Here is a 19,639-nt window from a genome sequence, read left to right on the forward strand (position 1 = left end):
AGATGCCGTTAAGCGGGCACCTGGATATTCATGGCGAATGGAGGGGGCGGGCCGGCGGCCCGCTCACGGTCGGCAGCGGGCCGCACAAGACTGTCGGTTCCGTAGGGATGGACGGGGTTTCGCTTCCTGGTGCAGAAGCTCTGCACCGGTGTCGCTAAACCAGCCGCTGCTCCAGGTCGTTGAGCACCGCGTGGACCGGGGCCCAGCACAGGCCGACGCTGTCGGCGTCGAAGTCGGGCTGCTCGGCGAGTTCCTTGCGGGGGTGGATGTAGTTGCGGAAATCGCGGACCTTGTGCATGAAGTCCTTGGCGTCCAACTGGATCAACTGCTTCTTGTGCATCGCGTTGATCAGCATCTCCAGGGTCACCCGGTCCGCGGTGAGCGGTCTGCGGTCCCCTCGCTTCTCGAGGCCGTCCTGCCACGTCTTCCCGCCGTGTTCCAGCAGGATCGCCAGAAGCAGCCCTTCCATCAGGCTGCCGATGCCGATGATCGCCATGGTGTAGGCGCCGTTGCTCTCGCAGATCCGGGTTTCCCGTGCCCGCCGAACCAGCATTTCCGCTGTTTTCGCGTCTTTGACGAGTGACCGCAGACGCCCTTCCAGGTCGGGCGGCTCCGACAGCTGGACCATGCCGCTGGCGGTCAGTTCGCCCAGCACCGGACGCCCGTTCTCGATGCTGATCGCTAGGCCCTCCGGTTCCAGCCGCTCGTTGACCGCCTGCTGGAAGTCCCTCGCCACGAAGAGCCCGTCGTCGTACTCCAGCGGGTCGCACACCCGGCACAGCAGGCGTTCGACGGCTGCCCGGTCCTCGCGGTGCGTCTCCAGTTCGTTGACCAGCCAGGGGATACGCGGAGAACCGTCGTACTCGGGGGACCCGGGCCAGGCGGCCCCGCGCAGGAGCCCCTCCAGTTGCCAGCCCTTGCGTTCGTAGGGGCCGTCCATGTTGACGATCACCTTCGCCAGGCGTTCCACGGTCTTGGGGTCCAACGGAAACATCAGTTCTTCTCCTTCTTGTCGGTGATGTCCTGCGCGATCCTCATGGCGCTCTCCAGCCGGGGGGCGATCTTGGGGCCGCGCCGCTGGAAGCCGAGCTCGGCCAGGGCCTGACCGACCCGTTCCCGCCGGTCGAGCTCCAACCGGTCGCTGAGCAGCCACAGGCACACCTCGATCAACTGGCGCTCGCTGTACTCGTCGGCCTTCAGACCGGCCTGGACCGCTGGACGGCTTCCCCTGCGGGGAGCGGGGGGCCGGACCGGCGGTTTCGCCTTCTCCGGAGGCGTCGCTCCCCGTCGGCGTGTCGCCGCGGCCGTCTCCGCCGCCGCTTTGGAGGCCGCCACCGCCTCCCGCCACGCCTCGACCATCCGCTTTGTCTCGCCCTCGGGGTCGGCGAACCAGGCAGACGCCCACACCCGGTGGAAGCGCCACCCCAGCCGCTCCAGGTGCTCCTGGCGCAACCGGTCGCGGTCCCGCGCGCTCAGCGCCCGGTGGTAGGTGTCGCCGTCGGCCTCCACGGCCAGGACCATCCGGCCGGGTTCGTCGGGGTGGGCGAGCGCGAAGTCGATCCGGTGGCCGGAGAACCCCCACTGTGGGTGGACCGCGATCCCCTCAGCGGTGAGCCGGCGCTCGATGTCCAGCTCGAACCCGTTGGGCTCGACCCTGGTCGGGCGGCCGACGGCGTCGGGATCGCCGCCGTTCTCGGCCGTCTCCAGGTAGCGGCGCAGCAGTTCCGTCCCCGTCGGGTCTTCGGACGGTTCGAGCGCGGCGGAGGAGAACGCGCTGACCACCGTCATCCGCTTCTTCGCGCGCGTCACCGCGACGTTGAGCCTCCGTCGGCCGCTCTCCCGGTTCAAGGGGCCGAACCCGGTACGGGCGACCGTTCCGTTGGCCCGCTTCGCCACCCCGACGCTCAGGATGATCGCGTCGCGTTCGTCGCCCTGGACGGTCTCGATGTTCTTCACGAAGAACCGGCTCGTGGGGCCGGCGTCCTCGGCGAAGAACCCGTCCAGGTCGTGCCGTTCCGCCCGTAGCTCGCGGACCTTGCGCTCCACCCGCGCCCGGTGCTTCTCGCCGAGCGTGATCACCCCGAGGCTCTCCCCGGGACGCTGCTCGGCGTGCTCCAGCACCAGTTCCGCGACCCGCGCGACCTCCTCGGGGGACGAGCCGTCCTGCCCGGGGGAGACCACGCCGTCCACCACGTCCAGCCGCAGGGGGCTCTCCTGCTTCGCGCCGGGAAAGGTCACCAGGTCGTTGTCGTAGACCTCCTTGTTGGAGAAGGCGATCAGTCGTTCGTCCTGGCTGCGGTAGTGCCAGCGCAGCCGGTGCTGGTTCTGGTGCGGGATGAACGAGCGCATGGTGACCAGGATCGACTCGAAGTCGCCGAGGTTCGTGGCGTCGTCGTCCTCCTCCGTCTCGTCGGCGAGCTGTCGCGCGAACCACGTCGAGGGCGGGAGCTGCTTCTCGTCGCCCGCGACCACGAGACGTCGGCCGCGCATGATGGACGTGACCGCGTCGTGGGGCAGGATCTGGCTGGCCTCGTCGAAGACGACGAGGTCGAAGAGCCGCTGGGCGGGGAGCGTCTGGCTCACCACCAGCGGGGACATCGCCCAGCAGGGGGCGGCCGTGAGCATCACATCGGGGGCCTTCTCCACGAGTTTGCGCGGAGGCAGGTGCCGCGACTTCTTCCCCGCCTCCTTGCGGATCAGGTCCGCCTGGTCGGGGTACTCGTCCCGCACCTTGCGCAGGTTGACCGCGACACGGTGCCCGACCCGGCGCGCCGAGGTTCGGAGGTGGTTGACGTCCGTCTTACGGAACCCCGCCGCCGCCCGGTTCTGCTGGGCGTCGGAGAACCCCCGCAGTACCGTGCTCCGCAGTTTCAACTCGTCGTCGAGAGAGCGCAGCCAGGCGTGCCGGAACATCAGCCGCGCCTCCTCGGGTGCCGCCCCGCGCTTGGCGATCTCGTCCAGGAGCGGGCCGAGCCCCAGGGCGCGGAACCGGTCGCGCGCCTGGTTGAGTTCGGGAAGCCTGAACAGCATGCCCTGGTCGTCGCGCAGCTCTTCCAGCGTCGCTCCGATCTCGTCGGCACCACGCTCATGGAGATCGGTGATGTCGGTGCACAATGCGACGGCCGCCAACTGGTTGCGCAGTTTCGCGAAGGTCGCGGTGACGTCCCCGAGCCCGTCCGGGGTCGCGGGCAGTGAGCCGGGCCCGCCCAGCTCGCGCCACCGGTCGCGCTGCCGTACGGCCTTCACGAGGGCGCTGTACAGTTCCGTCTTCTTCGCGTACCCGGTGCCGGAACGCAGCCGTCGCACGATGGACCTGCGCTGCCACCAGGACGGCCGGTCCGGATAACGGGCCCGGTCCGCGCGTGGCGCGGTCGCCGCGCACAGCGTGTCGAGCTCGTCGGAGAACACGTCGGGGCCGAAGACCTTGACGCTCTTCTCCACCCCGTCGAGCAGCTTCAACGAGGCCTGCCAGCCGGGGAGGTCATCGGGAACCGGCAGCCCGACACCGGCGAGCAGACGTCGCATCCCCGCGCCGCTGCGTTCGAGCGTGTCGGTGGCCAGTTCGTCCAACTGGACCAGGATGCGGCGGGCGTCCTTCTCGCTGGTGACCGACGCCTGGGCCCACGGTGACTCCCGGCGCAGCAGGCGCAGGCCGTCGCTCTCCACGAACGCCTGGAGATCCTCTTCCACCAGGTGTGCGGTTGACGTGTCGAGCGTTGACAGGCGCTGTCCCCGAAATACGCAGTGCGACGCGTGGGAACCGTCGATCCGGAGCAGTTCCTCGCGGACCTCGTAGAGGCTGATGCCCCAGGGGGCGCGCTTCTCGTGGAGTTCCCGGGCATGGGTGAGGAGCTTGCCCCGGTTCTCCTCCAGCGCGCGGTGGATCCCGGAGGCGTCCACCGGCTGTTCGCGGGAGGCCCGGGCCAGGATCTCGTTCAACTGGTGGGCCACGTGCCGCTTGTCCCCGGCGCGGTGCATGTCCAGCACCAGGTTCTCCAGCCCGGCGGCGGACAGTCGTGCCGTGACCGCCTCGATCGCGGCGCGCTTCTCGGCGACGAACAGGACGCGCCTCCCATGCGCCACCGCGCCGGCGATGATGTTTGCGATCGTCTGGCTCTTGCCGGTACCCGGGGGGCCTTCCACCAGTGTGTGCTGGTAGGCGAGGGCGGTGTCGATGACCCGGTGCTGGGAGGAGTCGGCGTCGAGAACGAGGTACTCGTTCGCGGGGCGGATCTCGTCCACCTGGACGGGTGCGTACTCCCCGGCGCTGTCGCGTACCGCCTCGGCGGCCGACTTGTCCCCGGCCATCGCCGCGACGAGGTCGTTGGCGGCGAGCAGTCCGGTCGCCGACTGGAGGTCCTGTACCATCGGCAGCTTCTCGTAGTTGAACAGTCCCATCACCACGGACTGTTCGAGGCGCAGCGCCAGTCCTCGCCCCAGAGCGGCGGATTCCAGTTCCCCGAAGACCGCGGTGAGCTGTTCCTCGGGAGTGGCGAGCTCGTCGAGCATCCGCTCGGTCTTGGCGCAGAACTCCGCGATCTCCAGGTTGACCCCGTACTCCTGCTTGAGCGCGTAGAGCAGCACCTGGTTGACCTCGGTGTCGCCGGTGGTCTGGAAAGTGAAGCTGCTCTCGGCCGTTCCCTTCGCCTCGATGGCCACCGGGCGCAGGAGCAGCGGCGCCCGCAGGGAGAGGGGGGCGGACGGACCGCGTTTCTGTCCCTCGGGAGTGAGCACCAGGCCGTAGGCGACCCGGCCCACGTCCACGCCCTGCTCCTCGCTGAACTCCCGGACCTTTCGGCGCAGCGAGCGTGCGCGGGTGGTCGCGTTGCCGCGCGTCTCCTCACGTGGGAAGAGCGACTGGATGCCGACCTTCTTCCCCTCGAACAGCGCTGCGAGGTGTTTCGGATCGCAACCTTGCAGATCGAGGCTCGCGGTCTTGGTCTGTTTGAAGTTCAACAGTTTGTTGCGGTATCCGAGGTCGATGAGTTCTTTGGCCCACTCGTCGGCCTTGCGGCTTACCAGATCGTTTCTCGTCTGGTTAATGTACCCAGCCATCGGCTGTTTCCTCCGCCAGAACTTAGCGGTTCGCCTGAACTGCTCGATTGCGGTTCAGGGCCCACCGTTCCGAGGCGAGCCTTCAAATGTCCCAGGAGAAGTCGCCGTTGGCAATCGTCGATCCCCTTCTTTTTTATTTTGTGGAATCGTTTCGGACATTGATTTAGCGTGTGGAAGATCTTTTCTGGTGTGAATTTTTTAATTGATTGTCCGATTTTTGAGTCCGCAGAACTTTTGCTGTCAAATTTAGGATTTCCTTAATTTGCTGAAATCAACGTCTCAATCCGGGGGCGGGCGTGTCGCTCGGGGACGGCTCCCGTAGCTGAGCCGTCCTGAAGGGCGCGTTCTGTTCGCGCCCAAGTGATGGAGCGTGGCGGGCTCCCCGCCTCTCCGGGGCGCAGGCGCAACGAATGCGGCCAGGGTGGGCGCGGGCACCGCGACCAAAGATTGCTTCCGGGAGACCGGTACGCCGGACGGCAAGTGAGCACCGGAGGACCCTCGGCGCGTTCCGGAACGCTCGGCGCGGGAACACCTGACCGAGACGGTCGCACGCCCCGCTTCCGGTCAGGGAGTGTGCCGGGACCATTCGCACCCTCCGGAGGGAACCCCCGTGCCCGATCTCGTCATCCGGCCGCTCGGCGTCGGCGAGGACGCTCTTTTCGACTCCCTGCCCGACCCCGGCCTGGTCGGCTTCGCCGCGTTCGGTGACACCTACGCGTCGATGGCGGCGGCCGGTGAGTACCGCCCCGACTGGAGCTGGGTGGCGCTGCGCGAGGGCGTGGTCGTGGCCCGCGCGGCCTGGTGGGGCGGGCCCCAGGACACCGAGCCCAAGGTGCTGGACTGGTTCGACTTCACCGACGCAGAGGCGGCCGTGCGGCTGCTGGCCGAAGCGCCGTTGCGGACCCAGTACACGTTGAAGCTCCCGCCGGGATGGCGTCACGACCCCCAGGTCAAGAGGGAGGCCGACGTTCGCGTCGCGGCCGCGCGGGCGGCGGGGCTGCGGCCGTTGGTCGAGCGCTACCGCTACCGCTGGACCCCTGAGTGCGGTGTCCCGCGGCGGCCGGGACGGTTGGGGTTTCGCCCCGAGCCCGACGACTCGGTGTTCTTCGAGTTGTTCCGTCGGATCAACACCGGGAGTCTGGACGCCCATGTGCGCAAGACCATCGAGGAGTCCGGTCTGGAGGCCTCCGTCCAGCAGGAGATGGACTACCTCCTGTGGATGCCCTCGCCGCGGGAGTGGTGGCGCGTGGCCTTCGCCGGGGACGAGCCGGTGGGCGTCTCCGTGCCCAGCCGCAACTACGGCGACCCGCTGATCGGCTATATCGGTGTGGTGCCCGAGCATCGGGGCAACGGCTACGCCTACGACCTGCTTGTCGAGGCCACGCACCTGCTGGCGGCCGAGGGCGTCAACCGGATCGTGGCGGGCACGGACGTGACCAACACCCCGATGGCCGCGACCTTCGCCAGGGCCGGCTACCCGGTGGCACAGGAACGCATCGACCTGACCTGACGACGATCTCGGCGGGTGACACGCCGACCAGCTCGGTGCGCCACCCGCCGATCGTCCCTCGCCGGGACGGCAGCCCCGGCCGGCCCCTCACGCCATGGCGGGTTTGAGCACGACCTTGGTCCAGCCGTCGTCCCGTTTGTCGAAGTGCTCGTAGGCCTCCGGCGCCCGCTGCAACGGGAGGTCGTGGGACACGATGAAGGACGGTTTGGCACGGCCCTCGTGGATCAGGTCGCGCAGCCTGCGGTTGTAGGCCTTCACCGGTGCCTGACCGGTGCCGATCCGCTGGCCCTGGAACCAGAAGGAGCCCATGTCGAAGGGGATCCGACCGTTGCGTTCGAGTTCGCTCGGAGAGCCGGGGTCGGAGGGCAGGAAGATCCCGACCACGCCGATGCCACCGGTGAACCGCACCGACTTGACCAGGTTGTTCATGGTCATCTCCGGGTGCTCGTCGCCCCGATGGTCGTGGGCCTGGTAGCCGACGCACTCGCAGCCGCAGTCCGCGCGCCGGCCCTCGGTGTGGTCGAGGATCTGTTCGACCGGATCGCCCTTGGAGTCGTTGACGGGGATCGCCCCCATCTTCTCGGCCAGACGCAACCGGTCCGGGTGGCGGTCGACCACCATGACCTTCGAGGCGCCCTGGAGCATCGCGGAGTACGCGGCCATCAGCCCCACGGGCCCGGCGCCGTAGACGACGCAGGAATCCCCGGGGCGCAGTCCCGCCAACCGGGTGGCGTGCCAGCCGGTGGGGAAGATGTCGGACAGCATGACGTAGTCGTCTTCCTTGTGCTCGGCGTCCTCGGGGAGCCGCAGGCAGTTGAAGTCGCCGAACGGTACCCGCAGGTACTCCGCCTGCCCGCCGTCGTAGGGACCCATCCCGGCGAACCCGAACGCCGCCCCCGCGACGGCGGGGTCGGGGTTCGTCGTCAGACAGTAGGAGGTCATCCCGTCCTCACAGTTGCGGCAGAACCCGCAGCTGATGTTGAACGGAAGGCACACCCGGTCGCCGACCCGGATCCGCTCGACGCCGCCGCCGACCTCCGCGACCACCCCGAGGTTCTCGTGCCCCAGTACCCGGCCTGGTTCCAGGTCGGTGCGGCCTTCGTACATGTGCAGGTCCGAACCGCAGATGTTGCTGGTCGTCACCTGCACCAGCACATCCGTCGGGCGTTCGATCCTCGCGTCCGGCACATCCTTGACAACGACGTCCCGGGAACCGTTGTACACCAGCGCTTTCATGGTTCTGCCTCATTCGAGGTGGATTCGGAGTCGCGTTCTCGCCCCGTTACGCATCCCTTACCGAACCTCAGGAGAGGCTAAAACCAAGTCGGGGTAGAGCCCCGTGCCTGTCCGCGTCAACGGCGTTCCGTCGTCGGCCGGTACGGGGGCCGTAGCGAGTCGGACCGGGAGCAGCTGGAAGTGTGGTTCTGGTCCGACTGCGGGTGCGGTAGCGGGCTGCCCATCGGTGGATGGTGGCGGAACCGATCTCCCAAGCGTCCGGCGGTCCGAAGAGAGGTGCCCGGCGGGGACCGGGGCGCGTTCGAGTGGTGAGCAGGAGCCTCCTGGTGGTCGGTTCGGAGGCGGTGTTCCGTGTCAACACCGAGACCCTCCTCGCCCGTGTCTGGCGGGCGTCACCGATTTCAGTGGTCCGCTTGCGTCTGGACTTCTCGGCCGTCGGGGAAGTCCACCGCCGCCTGCTTGAGGACCTTTGAGGCGATGGCGTCGGCGTGGTTGCGGCTGGAAAGCTCCACATGCGTCCCGCCATGACCTTCGGTGAGTAGCGCAAGGTGAATGCGTTCGACACCGCCAAGGTTCAGTTCCCCTGAGAAGGCCAGGGGCGCCGCCCGGTCGTTGACCCATTCCAACGCCGTGAACTTATCCCCTGAGCGGGCCTGGGCCATCGCTGCTGTCAGCCGCAAAGTACCGGTGATCGCCCCGGTGGCACGGTCCTCGGTCGAGGACACCTGGGAAAGGGCGTCGAGCGCAACCTCCTGCGCCGCGCCGTGCTCTCCAAGGGCGTGAGGAGGGCGTGACTGCTGTTCCAGTGAGCTGTCGCCAGCCAATGGGATCGCACGATCGCTCAGCCGCGCGGATTCGCAGGTCAGCTGCCGGGAGTGCGAGTTCCTTACGGTTGGTCCTGCGTGCCACGGTCCGCAGGAGCCCGTAGGCGTCGGCGGCCGGACGCTGGTCGTCCGAACCTGTGGATTGAGGGCAATACCGGGTAAATCCCCTGATTAAAGGCGCGATGAGAGGAAAGATTCGACTGTAGCGATCTGGTGCCCCTTGCCATATCTTCCATGCGTGATCGAAACGTTCACTCAGATCAGAAAGTCGAAGCCCCGATTGGTCCTTATCTGTGGAACTCGTGTGGAGGGCATGATGCAGATCCGAGGCGAGCTGGTCCTCTGTCGGCAGGTGAGCGGATTCCCCGGTTCCGGTGAGGAGTTGCGCCACCGGAACCCAAAGAGCTGTGGCCAGGGCTTCAACCGTGGCAAACGGCGGAGCGCGGTTCTCACGTTCTATCCGACCGGCGTATTCGGGGTTCAGCCCAGCAAGCCCAGCTATGACCGCCCGGGACTTGCCCTGGCGCGAACGGTGCCATCGCAATCGCAGTGCGAACGTCTTCCCCATTCGGAGACATGATGTCCAATCACCTGTTCGTGCTCTGGGACGTGGACCACACCTTGCTCGAAACAAGTGGTGTCGGCCGAAAGGTTTTCGCCGAAGCGTTCGAAATCGCAACCGGTCAGCCCATGTCCGCCGGTATGGCCACGGCCTTGGGCCATACCGAACCAGTCCTCCTGGAGGAAACCCTCCACCTCAACGGCATACAGTGCCCGGACGAAGGCCTCTTCGAGCGCTTCGCGCGGGCGCAGGCCGCTGCCTACCGCCAGCACGCGGAGGAGTTGCGGACGCGGGGACGCGTTCTGCCCGGGGTGGAACGAACGCTGGAAACGCTGAGCCATCAGCCGAACATCATCCAGAGCGTGCTCACGGGAAACACCAGAGGCGCCGCCGAGGTCAAGCTTGCCGTGTTCGGGCTCGACCATTGGCTCGACCTCGACATCGGTGCTTACGGAGACGACGACGTGAACCGGTCCGCTCTTGTTGGTTTCGCACGCCAGCGGTCCGAGGCCAAGCTCGGAGAGGCTTTCCCGGCTTCCGACATCATTCTCATCGGGGACACACCTCGGGATGTTGAGGCCGGACACCTCGCAGGTGTCCGTGTCGTCGGAGTCGCCTCAGGGGCGAGTCCTGTACAGGAACTTCAGAGTGCGGGAGCCGACTACACGATCGAATCCCTCGATCAGACAGATATATCCGACATCCTCTCTGCGTGTCTTCGATCCTCGTGAAGCAGCGGCATCTTTCTTTGACGCTCACCGAAGCCAAACAGGCCGAACATCACCACACCGCCAAGGGCTTCACGCAAGCAGCCTGTTTGGGGGGTTCCCCAGCTCTGCGCCAGACCCTGCCGATGGCTGGAAGGAACAAAACGGAATCTCCGTAATGTTGCTCGTCCCCACACCTCGTCCACACGGTCGGCTCACCGCAGGCCCAGTACTTCGCGCTCATCTTCGCCGCCGTACAGCACGGCCGAACGGATCAGTCCGGAAACCGCCACCACCCACGTCGGGTGCGGCAGCGTCCTGGGCTCGGTGGTGCAGGCGTGGAGAGGCAAGACGGGGCTGTCGGGGGTGCGGGCGTAATGTCCGACGGTGCACAACAAAAAGTGCGGGCCGAGATGAGACTCGACCCGCACCGGAAGACCAACGCTTCCCGCGAGGGAAGGATTTGTGTCCGAGGGGGGACTTGAACCCCCATGCCCTTAACGGGCACTAGCACCTCAAGCTAGCGCGTCTACCTATTCCGCCACCCGGACAGGTGGTGTCGGCGCCTCAGCGCCGGACAGGTCAACCATAGCAAAACTCTGGGGTGGCCAGTACATCGATTTGCCCGAGGCGGGAGTATGGAGGGAACGGAAGCAGACAAGAGGAGCGCGGTCGTCATGACACAGCAGCAGGGCGGGCTCGGTGCGGCGGAGGCAGAGGTCGCCGACCTCTGCCGGGAGCTCATCGCCATCGACACCTCCAACTACGGCGACCACTCCGGTCCGGGGGAGCGGGTGGCGGCGGAGTACGTGGCCGGCAAGCTCGACGAGGTCGGCGTCGAGTCCACGATCTACGAGTCGCACCCGGGCCGCTCCAGCCTGGTCGCGCGGATCGAGGGCACCGATTCCAGCCGTCCCCCGCTGCTGATCCAGGGGCACCTGGACGTGGTGCCGGCCAACGCCGAGGACTGGACCCACCACCCCTTCGCGGGGGAGATCGCGGACGGCTGCGTCTGGGGCCGCGGAGCCGTGGACATGAAGGACATGGACGCGATGGCGCTGGCCGTCGTCCGCCAGCGCCTGCGGGAGGGCCGCAAGCCCCCGCGCGACGTCGTGCTCGCCTTCCTCGCGGACGAGGAGGCCGGCGGCTCCTGGGGCGCGCACTGGCTGGTGCGCGAGCACCCCGAACTGTTCGCCGACTGCACGGAGGCCATCAGCGAGGTCGGGGGCTTCAGCTTCACCGTCGGCGACAACCGGCGGATGTACCTCATCGAGACGGCGGAGAAGGGCCTGGCGTGGATGAAGCTCACCGCGCAGGGCACCGCGGGCCACGGGTCGATGGTCAACAACGACAACGCCGTCACCGAACTCGCCGCCGCCGTCGCCCGTCTGGGGCAGCACGAGTTCCCGCTCCGGCTCACCAAGACCGTCCGCCTGTTCCTGGAGGAGGTGTGCGAGGCGTTCGGCATCGAGTTCGACGAGGACGACGTCAACGCCACCGTCGCACGGCTCGGTCCGATCGCCAGCATGATCGGCGCGACCCTGCGCAACTCGGTCAATCCCACGGTCCTGGCCGGCGGGTACAAGGCCAACGTCATCCCGGGAAGTGCCACCGCCCAGGTGGACGGGCGTTTCCTGCCGGGCCTGGAGGAGGAGTACTTCGCCGAGATCGACCGGCTCCTGGGCCCCAAGGTCACCCGCGAGTTCATCCAGCACCTGCCAGCGGTGGAGACCGAGTTCAGCGGGGGCATCGTGAGGGCCATGTCCGACGCGCTGCTCGCCGAGGACCCCGGTGCCAAGGCGATCCCCTACTGCCTGTCGGGCGGTACCGACGCCAAGGCGTTCGCGCAGTTGGGTATCCGCAACTTCGGTTTCGCGCCGTTGCGGCTCCCCCCGGAGCTCAACTTCTCCGGGATGTTCCACGGCGTGGACGAACGCGTTCCCGTCAACTCGCTCCAGTTCGGTGTGCGGGTCCTGGACCGGTTCCTCGACCTGAGCTGACCGGTGCGCCGGGGCGGGGGAGAGCAGGTGCACCGGCCGTCCTTCCCCCGTCCCCTGCGCGGGGCAGTTGCCGTTCGGCTGTGCACAACCGGGCTGTTCGGGGCGTTGGTTCCGAATTGTCAGGGTGATTGAAGCGGCTTCGTCAACGGGTGTGCGCCGGGCGGAAAAGTTTCTCCGCGGATTTGCGATTTTGGTTGTCCCAGGACTTCGCTGTGGTGCTAGCGTTACTTTCAGTTCGGAAGCAGTAGCTCTCCGTTGCTAGAAAGTGCGGTTAGCCGCACCGAGACCATGTTGTCGCACACGAGGGGTCACCCATGGTGTTCACGGACCGGAAGCGGCGGGATCTCCCCGCTCGCACGGTTCGTCACTCCGTGAACCCCCTGCTCGCCCGTGTCCTGACCGTCGGTGGCATCGCCGCCGCGGGGTGGCTGCTGGGCGGGGCGGGTGCGGCCCTGGCCGACGACATCCCGGCGCAGTCGCCGGTCGAGTTGTCGGCCGTCACCGGAAACGTCCAACGGGTCGCGGAGAAGTCCCTTTCCACCGATGGGGTCGCCCGCCGGTTGGACGAGTCCACGCGTCCCCTCTCCGGTTCCTCGCTGTCGGAAACGGCATCGAGCGCCGGAGAGACCGCGCGCCACACGGTCGAGAACACGGCCGACGGCGCGGGCGGCATCGTGTCCGGAACCCTGAAGGCCGGCGAGAAGGTCGGCTCCTATGCCGATTCCTCGCTGATCTCGGGTGAAGGCGCACTCGCCGAAAGCATCTCCGCCGGCCTTGCCCGCCCCGCGGAGGAGATCAAGGACGGACTGCAGAAGGTCGTCAACGACGTTCCCGTGCACCGTTCGCTCCCCGATCTCGACCTGACCGGCCTTCCCGCGCTTCAGGCCAAACCCGAGCAGTCCGCTCCGGTTGCTCCCGAAAGCGAGAAGTCCGACCGCGCCGACCAGGACGACCTGGCCGCGCGCGATTCCCGGGCACCCGCGGCGTCTCGCGTCGCGTCCGCCCACGGCGGTATCACCGCCATCGACAATCACGCCGTTGCCGCCAGCCGTGCGCTGGTCGGCAGCACTCTCTCCGCGGAGAAGTCCGACTCCTCCGCCGACTCCGCCAAGCCCGGTGACAATCCGTGGCGGCCTGGAGCCGACTCCTCCACCGGAGCCGTCTCCTCGTCCGGGGCTCCCAGCCCTGCGGCGGCGGGTTTCCTGGTGCACCGCGCCGACTCCCAGCGACTCATCGTTGGATTCGCCGTTCTGCCCGGGGACCCCACCCTGGTCGTTCGTGACGCCACGGACGACCCTTCTTTCTCGCCTGACTAGTCCACTCCCTCAGGCCGCCGGGATGCCCGCGCCTGAGCCTTGGTGAGCGCGTCCGCTCCGGACGCCTGGACACCGGCAGGCTCTCGCTCGAACCCATCTCCGTCCGGCCTGCCCGGTAGCGCTGCTGATCGCTGCCCGGGCCCGTCGGTCCGCTCAACCACGCTTTCCACCACACCGAAGGAAATGATCATGCACGGAAAGAAGCGAAAAACGGCTTTTGCGGCTCTTGTCGCCACCGGCTTCTTCGCAGTAGCCCCCCTCGCTCACGCAGACGTCACCACCAGCGGAAACGGATCGATCGGGGGCGGCAACCAGATCGTCGCCGACCTGGACGCACCGATCAACATCTGCGGGAACGCGATCGCGATCCTGGGGATCTCGGGGGCCTCCTGCTCGGGAAGCGGAGCCGCGGTCGTCAACCCTCCCGAGAAGCCCGAGCCGCCCGCTGAATGCGAGGACTCCGGCTACGGCGAGTGCGAGCCCGGAGAGCCTCCCACCGAGGAGCCTCCCACCGAGGAGCCTCCCGGATACGAGGAGCCCCCCACCGAAGAGCCTCCCGGTGGCGAGGAGCCCCCCACGGAGGAGCCGCCCGGCGGCGGTGGCGAGGAGCCCCCCGGATACGAGCCTCCCGGCGGTGGCGGCGAAGAGCCCCCCGGCGGCGGAGGAGAGCCCCCTTCCGAGAACCCGGAGAACCCTGATGAGCCGACCGTTCCCCAGTCCTCGGAACCCGGAACCCCCGAGAATCCCGGCACAGCGACCCGGCTCCCTGTGACCGGAGTCCAGCTGGTGGCCCTGCTGGGGATGGCGGGCAGCGCCATCGTCGCCGGTGCCGGCGCCCTCTTCCTGGGTCGCCGCCGCCGCGGAACCTCCAAGTAGTCCAGGCCGGCCTCGGCTTCCGGCATCCAGCCGGAGGCTGACGTGAGTCCCGCGCCGCGACCGTTCGACGTCGCGGGGTTCACGTCAGTCACTGCCCCTCCAGGGCGGAGCTGACCGGGCGTGCACGACCGTGCGCATCCCGCGTGGAGGCGCTGCGCGCCCCCCTCTCACCCGAGAGGTCCGTACCAACCAGGTGCGCACCGAGGGTGGTCCCCGGCCCGAAACGGCCGCTCCCGCCAGGAGCGAACCGCCACGGCCCACACGATTCCATCTCATCTTGTCGTTTCATACGAAAGGAACACCCCACATGCGTAAGTGGGTTCGCACCTCCGCGAAGGCAGCACTGCTGACCGCCGGTTTCGTCGCACTGGGCACCGGTGTCGCCATGGCCGACACCGGCGAGATCGAGACCTCCGGCAACGGTTCCGTGCTCAGCGGCAACCAGATCGTCGCCAACGCCGACGTTCCCGTGAACGTGGCGGGCAACGCCATCAGCGCCGTGGGCGGCGTGGCGGGTGCCTCCGCGGAGGACACCGGCGCGGTCGTCCTGGACCGCGGACGCGGCGAGGTCGAGACCTCCGGCAACGGTTCCGTGCTCAGCGGCAACCAGATCGTCGCCGACCTGGACGTTCCCGTGAACGCCTCGGGCAACGCCATCGCGGCCGTGCTCAGCACCGCGGGCGCCTCCTCCGAGGACACCGGCTCGGCCGTCGTGCACCAGCGTGGTGGTGGTGACGAGATCGAGACCTCGGGTAACGGCTCGATCCTGGGCGGCAACCAGGCCGTGGTCAACCTGGACGTTCCCGTGAACGTGGCGGGCAACGCCATCAGCGCCGTGGGCGGCGTGGCGGGTGCCTCCGCGGAGGACACCGGCGCGGTCGTGTTCGACCGTAGCCGCGACGAGATCGAGACCTCGGGCAACGGTTCCATCGCGGGCGGCAACCAGCTCGTGGTGGACGGCGACGTTCCCGTGAACGTTTCGGGCAACGCCATCTCCGCCATCCTGGGCGTGGCCGGCGCGGCCTCCGAGGACACCGGCTCCGCGGTCGTGCACACCAGCGGCTGGGGCAAGAGCCACGACCACGACCACGGCTACCGCACCTCGCAGCTGGCCCCGGTCAACACCGCCACCGTCACCGGTCTGATCAACACCGTCAAGGACGTCCGTCCCGCAGAGCTGGGCGCCAGCAACCTCGCCGCCGGCCCCGTGCAGCACCAGCGTGGTGGTGGTGACGAGATCGAGACCTCGGGTAACGGCTCGATCCTGGGCGGCAACCAGGCCGTGGTCAACCTGGACGTTCCCGTGAACGTGGCGGGCAACGCCATCAGCGCCGTGGGCGGCGTGGCGGGTGCCTCCGCGGAGGACACCGGCGCGGTCGTGTTCGACCGTAGCCGCGACGAGATCGAGACCTCGGGCAACGGTTCCATCGCGGGCGGCAACCAGCTCGTGGTGGACGGCGACGTTCCCGTGAACGTTTCGGGCAACGCCATCTCCGCCATCCTGGGCGTGGCCGGCGCGGCCTCCGAGGACACCGGCTCCGCGGTGATCGAGACCGGCCGCAGCCACCAGGCCGCCCCGGTCCTGGCGCCCGAGGAGACCTCCCTGTACAAGAAGGGCATGGCCGCCGGCGACATGATCACCCGTCAGGCCGAGCAGCTGTCCGGTCTGCCCAAGCTGGGCCTGATCGACGGCATCAAGGTCGCCGGCGTCTAGCCGGTCCCATCAAGCGATCCCGACGGCGTCGGGCCGGACCCGTTCCCGGCCCACGTCCTCGGGGCCCGATGCGCGGGCTCGCCCCCCGACTCTGCCCAGGCGTCTTCCTTTCGCGGTGGACCGGCGTTCTGGAACGAGACGGTCGGCGAGCGGGGCCGAACGCCCGCTGGTGTCTTCCTTTCGCGGTGGACCGGCACCGGCGGCGTAATCGGCCACCGGCATCACATCGAATAATGACGAGTCCTCCCGGGATCCTCCGGGAGGACTCGTTCGTGTCGGTCGGGCGAGAACAACCTCACCACAGGGTTATGTGAGCGAAATCACAGTGTCCTCATCTGGCGGATGATCTTGCGTCGTAGGGTCACGCGTCGGCTGCCGTCCAGATACACCCGAACCCGCGCCAGTTCCCACCTGCCGTACTCGGCGTGGTCGGTGAGCGCTTGGCGCGCGGTGCTACGGGAAGTGCCGCGCGGGAAACGAAGCTCCTGGTACTCGTACTCAAGCATTGCGCTTATTCTGCGACTGCTGATGGGTGTTGTGCCATAGCGTTCAGCAACGGGGATGATCAACACATGACTTTTGTCGGGGTCGCCGCTCAGGTCCCCGATCCGGCACACCGACGAGACTCGCGCGACGCGAGACCCGCGCCGTCGGTTACCGTCAGTTGCGGATGCACCGACAGCTCGCGCATCGCAGGACGAGCGCGCAGACGACGCAAGGCTTAGACGTAGGGGAAGAGCGTGCCAGCCAAGAAGGGCAGCGCCGGTAGCAACGGCTCGAACGACACCGCAGGCGCCGGGGGCAACCGACTCGTCATTGTCGAGTCGCCGGCCAAAGCCAAGACGATCGCCGGCTACCTCGGCCGGGGCTACGTCGTGGAGTCCAGTATCGGTCACATCCGCGACCTGCCCACCAAGGCCGCCGAGATCCCGGCGCGCTACAAAGAGGAGTCCTGGGCACGCCTGGGCGTGAACGTCAACCACGACTTCGAGCCGCTCTACGTCGTCAACACCGACAAGAAGTCGCACGTCAAAAAGCTCAAGGACCTCATGGCCCAGGCCGACGAGCTCTACCTCGCAACAGACGAGGACCGCGAGGGCGAGGCGATCGCCTGGCACCTGCGCGAGGAGCTCAAGCCCAAGATCCCGGTCAAGCGCATGGTGTTCAACGAGATCACCAAGGACGCCATCCAGCACGCCGCGAGCAACACCCGCGAACTCAACCTGCGCCTGGTGGACGCCCAGGAAACCCGCCGCATCCTCGACCGGCTCTACGGCTACGAGGTCTCGCCGGTGCTGTGGAAGAAGGTCATGCCGAAGCTGTCGGCGGGCCGGGTGCAGTCGGTGGCCACGCGGCTGGTGGTCGAGCGCGAGCGCGAGCGCATGGCGTTCACCGCCGCGGAGTACTGGGGACTCAAGGCGGTCTTCGACGCCCTGATCGGCTCGTCCCCGGACACGCCCTCCTCCTTCCCCGCCGCTCTGGTCGCCGTGGACGGCGCCCGCGTCGCGCAGGGGCGCGACTTCACCTCCGACGGGGTGCTGCGCGCCCCCGAGGGCCTACTGCACCTGGACGAAGAGGCCGCGCGCGCCCTGGCAGCCCGCCTGGACGGCGCGGACTTCGCGGTGCAATCGGTCGAGCGCAAGCCCTACCGTCGCTCCCCATACGCCCCGTTCCGCACGACCACCCTCCAGCAGGAGGCCTCGCGCAAGCTCGGGCTGTCGGCCAAGCAGACCATGCAGGTCGCCCAGAAGCTGTACGAGAACGGCTACATCACCTACATGCGAACGGACAGCACCACGCTGTCCGCCAGCGCCGTGGCCGCCGCACGCGACCAGGCCGCCCGTCTCTACGGCAGCTCCTACGTGCCCGACAAGCCGCGGGTGTACGCCAGCAAGGTCAAGAACGCCCAGGAGGCGCACGAGGCCATCCGCCCGGCCGGTGACTCCTTCCGCACGCCCGCCGAGACCGGGTTGCGCGGCGCGGAGTTCCGTCTCTACGAGCTCATCTGGAAGCGCACCGTCGCCTCCCAGATGAAGGACGCGGTCGGCGAGTCGGTGACCGTCCGGGTCGCCGGCGTCTCCAGCACCGGCGAGCGTGCGGAGTTCAACGCCACCGGCAAGATCATCACCTTCCACGGCTTCCTCAAGGCCTACGTGGAGGGCTCCGACGACCCCCAGGCCGAGCTCGACGACCGCGAGCGCCGGCTGCCCCCCGTCGACGAGGGCGACGCGCTCAAGGCCGAGAGCCTGGAGGCCGAAGGGCACAGCACCCGGCCGCCGGCCCGCTACACCGAGGCGTCACTGGTCAAGGAGCTCGAAGAGCGCGAGATCGGTCGCCCTTCCACCTACGCCTCCATCATCGGCACCATCCTGGACCGCGGCTACGTGTTCAAGAAGGGCTCCGCCCTGGTGCCCTCCTTCCTCGCCTTCGCCGTGGTGCAGCTGCTGGAGCGCCACTTCGGCAACCTCGTCGACTACGACTTCACCGCGCACATGGAGGACCGGCTCGACGACATCGCCCGCGGCGACGCCGAGCGGGTCCCGTGGTTGCGCCGCTTCTACTACGGGGGCGACGGCGAGGCCGGGCTCAAGGAACTGGTCGGCGACCAGCTCGGCGAGATCGACCCCAAGGAGATCAGTTCCTTCCCGCTGCCCGGCACCGACATCATGGTGCGGGTCGGGCGTTACGGCCCCTACCTCGACCGCGAGGGCCAGCGGGTCAACGTGCCCGAGGACCTCGCGCCCGACGAGCTCACCAAGGACAAGGCCGAGGAACTCTTCGCGCAGCCCAGCGGCGACCGCGAACTGGGCACCGACCCCGCCACCGGGCGGGCGGTCGTCGCCAAGAACGGGCGCTTCGGTCCCTACGTGACCGAGATCCTGGAGGAGCCCGAGGCGCCGGCCGCGACCGACGCCAAGCCCAAGACCCGTACCAAGAAGGCCGCCGCGGTCAAGCCGCGCACCGGGTCGCTGCTGAAGTCGATGTCGCTGGACACCGTCACCCTGGAGGACGCGCTCAAGCTGCTGTCGCTGCCGAGGGTCGTCGGTGAGATCGACGGCGACGAGGTCACCGCCCAGAACGGCAGGTTCGGCCCGTACCTCAAGAAGGGCACCGACAGCCGCTCGCTGGAGACCGAGGAGCAGATGTTCACGGTCACCCTCGACGAGGCCAAGGAGATCTTCGCCAAGCCCAAGCAGCGCGGCCGCCGCGCCGCCGCGCCGCCCCTGCGCGAACTCGGCGAGGACCCCGAGACCGGCAGCCCGATGGTGATCAAGGAGGGCCGCTTCGGCCCCTACGTCACCGACGGCCAGAGCAACGCCTCGCTGCGCAAGGGCGACGAGGTCGAGTCGATCACCGTCGAGCGCGCCGCGGAACTGCTGGCCGAGCGCCGCGCGAAAGCGCCGGTGAAGAAGGCCCCGGCCAAGAAACCCGCCGCGAAGAAGCCCGCCGCCAAGAAGGCTCCGGCCAAGAAGACGACGAAGAAGACGTAACAGGGCTCGTCCCGGTCGGGTCCGGTCCGCGGTGGTCGCGGACCGGACCCGACCGCTTTTCGGTCGATGCGCGGACGCGGTCCCCCGCGCGTTGACGACCCGTACCCCGACAACGGCCCCGGTCCGGCGCCGGCGGTCGGGCCCGTGCCATGGTCGCTCCAACGAACCGGCAGGCACCGGTCATCACCTCCCCGGAGCGCGGTGGCGACCGGCCCGGTCCGCGCACACGGGATATGACACGGATCGCGTTTGAAATGTGGGGGACGAACCTGCAGGAAAGCGCCAATGTTCTTGCCAGGTATGGGATAACCGGCCGTCCGGAAATAGTGCGGACTCCCCAACCGTCGC

General features: G+C 68.2%; 12 protein-coding genes, 1 tRNA gene and 1 pseudogene. 7 read left to right on the forward strand and 7 right to left on the reverse strand.

What is annotated here, in order from left to right; genetic code table 11:
• Nucleotides 1-154: 154 nt before the first annotated feature.
• Together AC0VYP_RS01665 and AC0VYP_RS01670 are read right to left on the reverse strand one after the other, a co-directional pair.
• Nucleotides 155-994, reverse strand: coding sequence for a hypothetical protein (locus AC0VYP_RS01665; RefSeq protein WP_475472168.1), 840 nt, complete (start codon nt 992-994; stop codon nt 155-157).
• Nucleotides 994-5,055, reverse strand: coding sequence for an AAA domain-containing protein (locus AC0VYP_RS01670; RefSeq protein WP_475472169.1), 4,062 nt, complete (start codon nt 5,053-5,055; stop codon nt 994-996). Before AC0VYP_RS01670 ends, AC0VYP_RS01665 begins: the two co-directional genes overlap by 1 nt.
• A 610-nt stretch (nt 5,056-5,665) precedes the next feature.
• On the opposite strand from AC0VYP_RS01670, the gene AC0VYP_RS01675 reads away from it, so the two are divergent.
• Complete coding sequence (locus AC0VYP_RS01675; RefSeq protein ID WP_475472170.1) at nt 5,666-6,565, forward strand: GNAT family N-acetyltransferase; 900 nt, start codon at nt 5,666-5,668, stop codon at nt 6,563-6,565.
• 87 nt (nt 6,566-6,652) lie between these two features.
• On the opposite strand, the gene AC0VYP_RS01680 is transcribed toward AC0VYP_RS01675, so the two are convergent.
• From AC0VYP_RS01680 to AC0VYP_RS01690, 3 genes and pseudogenes are all read right to left on the reverse strand, one after another.
• The gene (locus AC0VYP_RS01680; RefSeq protein WP_475472171.1) at nt 6,653-7,801 is read right to left on the reverse strand and encodes a glutathione-independent formaldehyde dehydrogenase; all 1,149 of its coding nucleotides are present in this window, start codon (nt 7,799-7,801) and stop codon (nt 6,653-6,655) included.
• Nucleotides 7,802-8,202: 401 nt separating this feature from the next.
• Nucleotides 8,203-8,625: a hypothetical protein gene (locus AC0VYP_RS01685; RefSeq protein WP_475474372.1), complete on the reverse strand. Its 423-nt coding sequence runs from the start codon at nt 8,623-8,625 to the stop codon at nt 8,203-8,205.
• A 394-nt stretch (nt 8,626-9,019) separates the two neighbouring features.
• Nucleotides 9,020-9,193: pseudogene (locus tag AC0VYP_RS01690) on the reverse strand (helix-turn-helix domain-containing protein); the annotation flags it as partial.
• 8 nt (nt 9,194-9,201) lie between these two features.
• Here AC0VYP_RS01690 and AC0VYP_RS01695 point away from each other — a divergent pair.
• Entirely contained in the window at nt 9,202-9,918 is a 717-nt protein-coding gene (locus AC0VYP_RS01695; RefSeq protein WP_475472172.1) for an HAD family hydrolase, read from the forward strand.
• Between the two features lie 442 nt (nt 9,919-10,360).
• Here the strand turns inward: AC0VYP_RS01695 and AC0VYP_RS01700 are convergent.
• Nucleotides 10,361-10,445, reverse strand: a tRNA-Leu gene (locus tag AC0VYP_RS01700).
• 126 nt (nt 10,446-10,571) lie between these two features.
• Here AC0VYP_RS01700 and AC0VYP_RS01705 point away from each other — a divergent pair.
• The 4 genes from AC0VYP_RS01705 to AC0VYP_RS01720 all read left to right on the forward strand — a co-directional run bounded on the left by AC0VYP_RS01705 (nt 10,572) and on the right by AC0VYP_RS01720 (nt 15,800).
• Nucleotides 10,572-11,894, forward strand: coding sequence for a M20/M25/M40 family metallo-hydrolase (locus tag AC0VYP_RS01705; protein ID WP_475472173.1), 1,323 nt, complete (start codon nt 10,572-10,574; stop codon nt 11,892-11,894).
• A 371-nt stretch (nt 11,895-12,265) separates the two neighbouring features.
• A complete protein-coding gene (locus AC0VYP_RS01710; protein ID WP_475472174.1) occupies nt 12,266-13,210 on the forward strand; it encodes a hypothetical protein in 945 nt (314 codons plus the stop codon).
• A 189-nt stretch (nt 13,211-13,399) separates the two neighbouring features.
• Entirely contained in the window at nt 13,400-14,086 is a 687-nt protein-coding gene (locus tag AC0VYP_RS01715) for a chaplin family protein (RefSeq protein WP_475472175.1), read from the forward strand.
• Nucleotides 14,087-14,393: 307 nt separating this feature from the next.
• Nucleotides 14,394-15,800 (forward strand): chaplin family protein, encoded by a 1,407-nt coding sequence (locus tag AC0VYP_RS01720; protein ID WP_475472176.1) that lies wholly within the window; start codon nt 14,394-14,396, stop codon nt 15,798-15,800.
• Nucleotides 15,801-16,120: 320 nt separating this feature from the next.
• Here the strand turns inward: AC0VYP_RS01720 and AC0VYP_RS01725 are convergent, their stop codons facing one another.
• Entirely contained in the window at nt 16,121-16,306 is a 186-nt protein-coding gene (locus AC0VYP_RS01725; RefSeq protein ID WP_285762038.1) for a DUF5703 family protein, read from the reverse strand.
• A gap of 234 nt (nt 16,307-16,540) precedes the next feature.
• Between AC0VYP_RS01725 and topA the strand changes: the two genes are divergently transcribed.
• A complete protein-coding gene (gene topA, locus AC0VYP_RS01730; RefSeq protein WP_475472177.1) occupies nt 16,541-19,291 on the forward strand; it encodes a type I DNA topoisomerase in 2,751 nt (916 codons plus the stop codon).
• Nucleotides 19,292-19,639 lie beyond the last annotated feature (348 nt).

This window comes from Nocardiopsis sp. iso_186, from assembly GCF_056173365.1.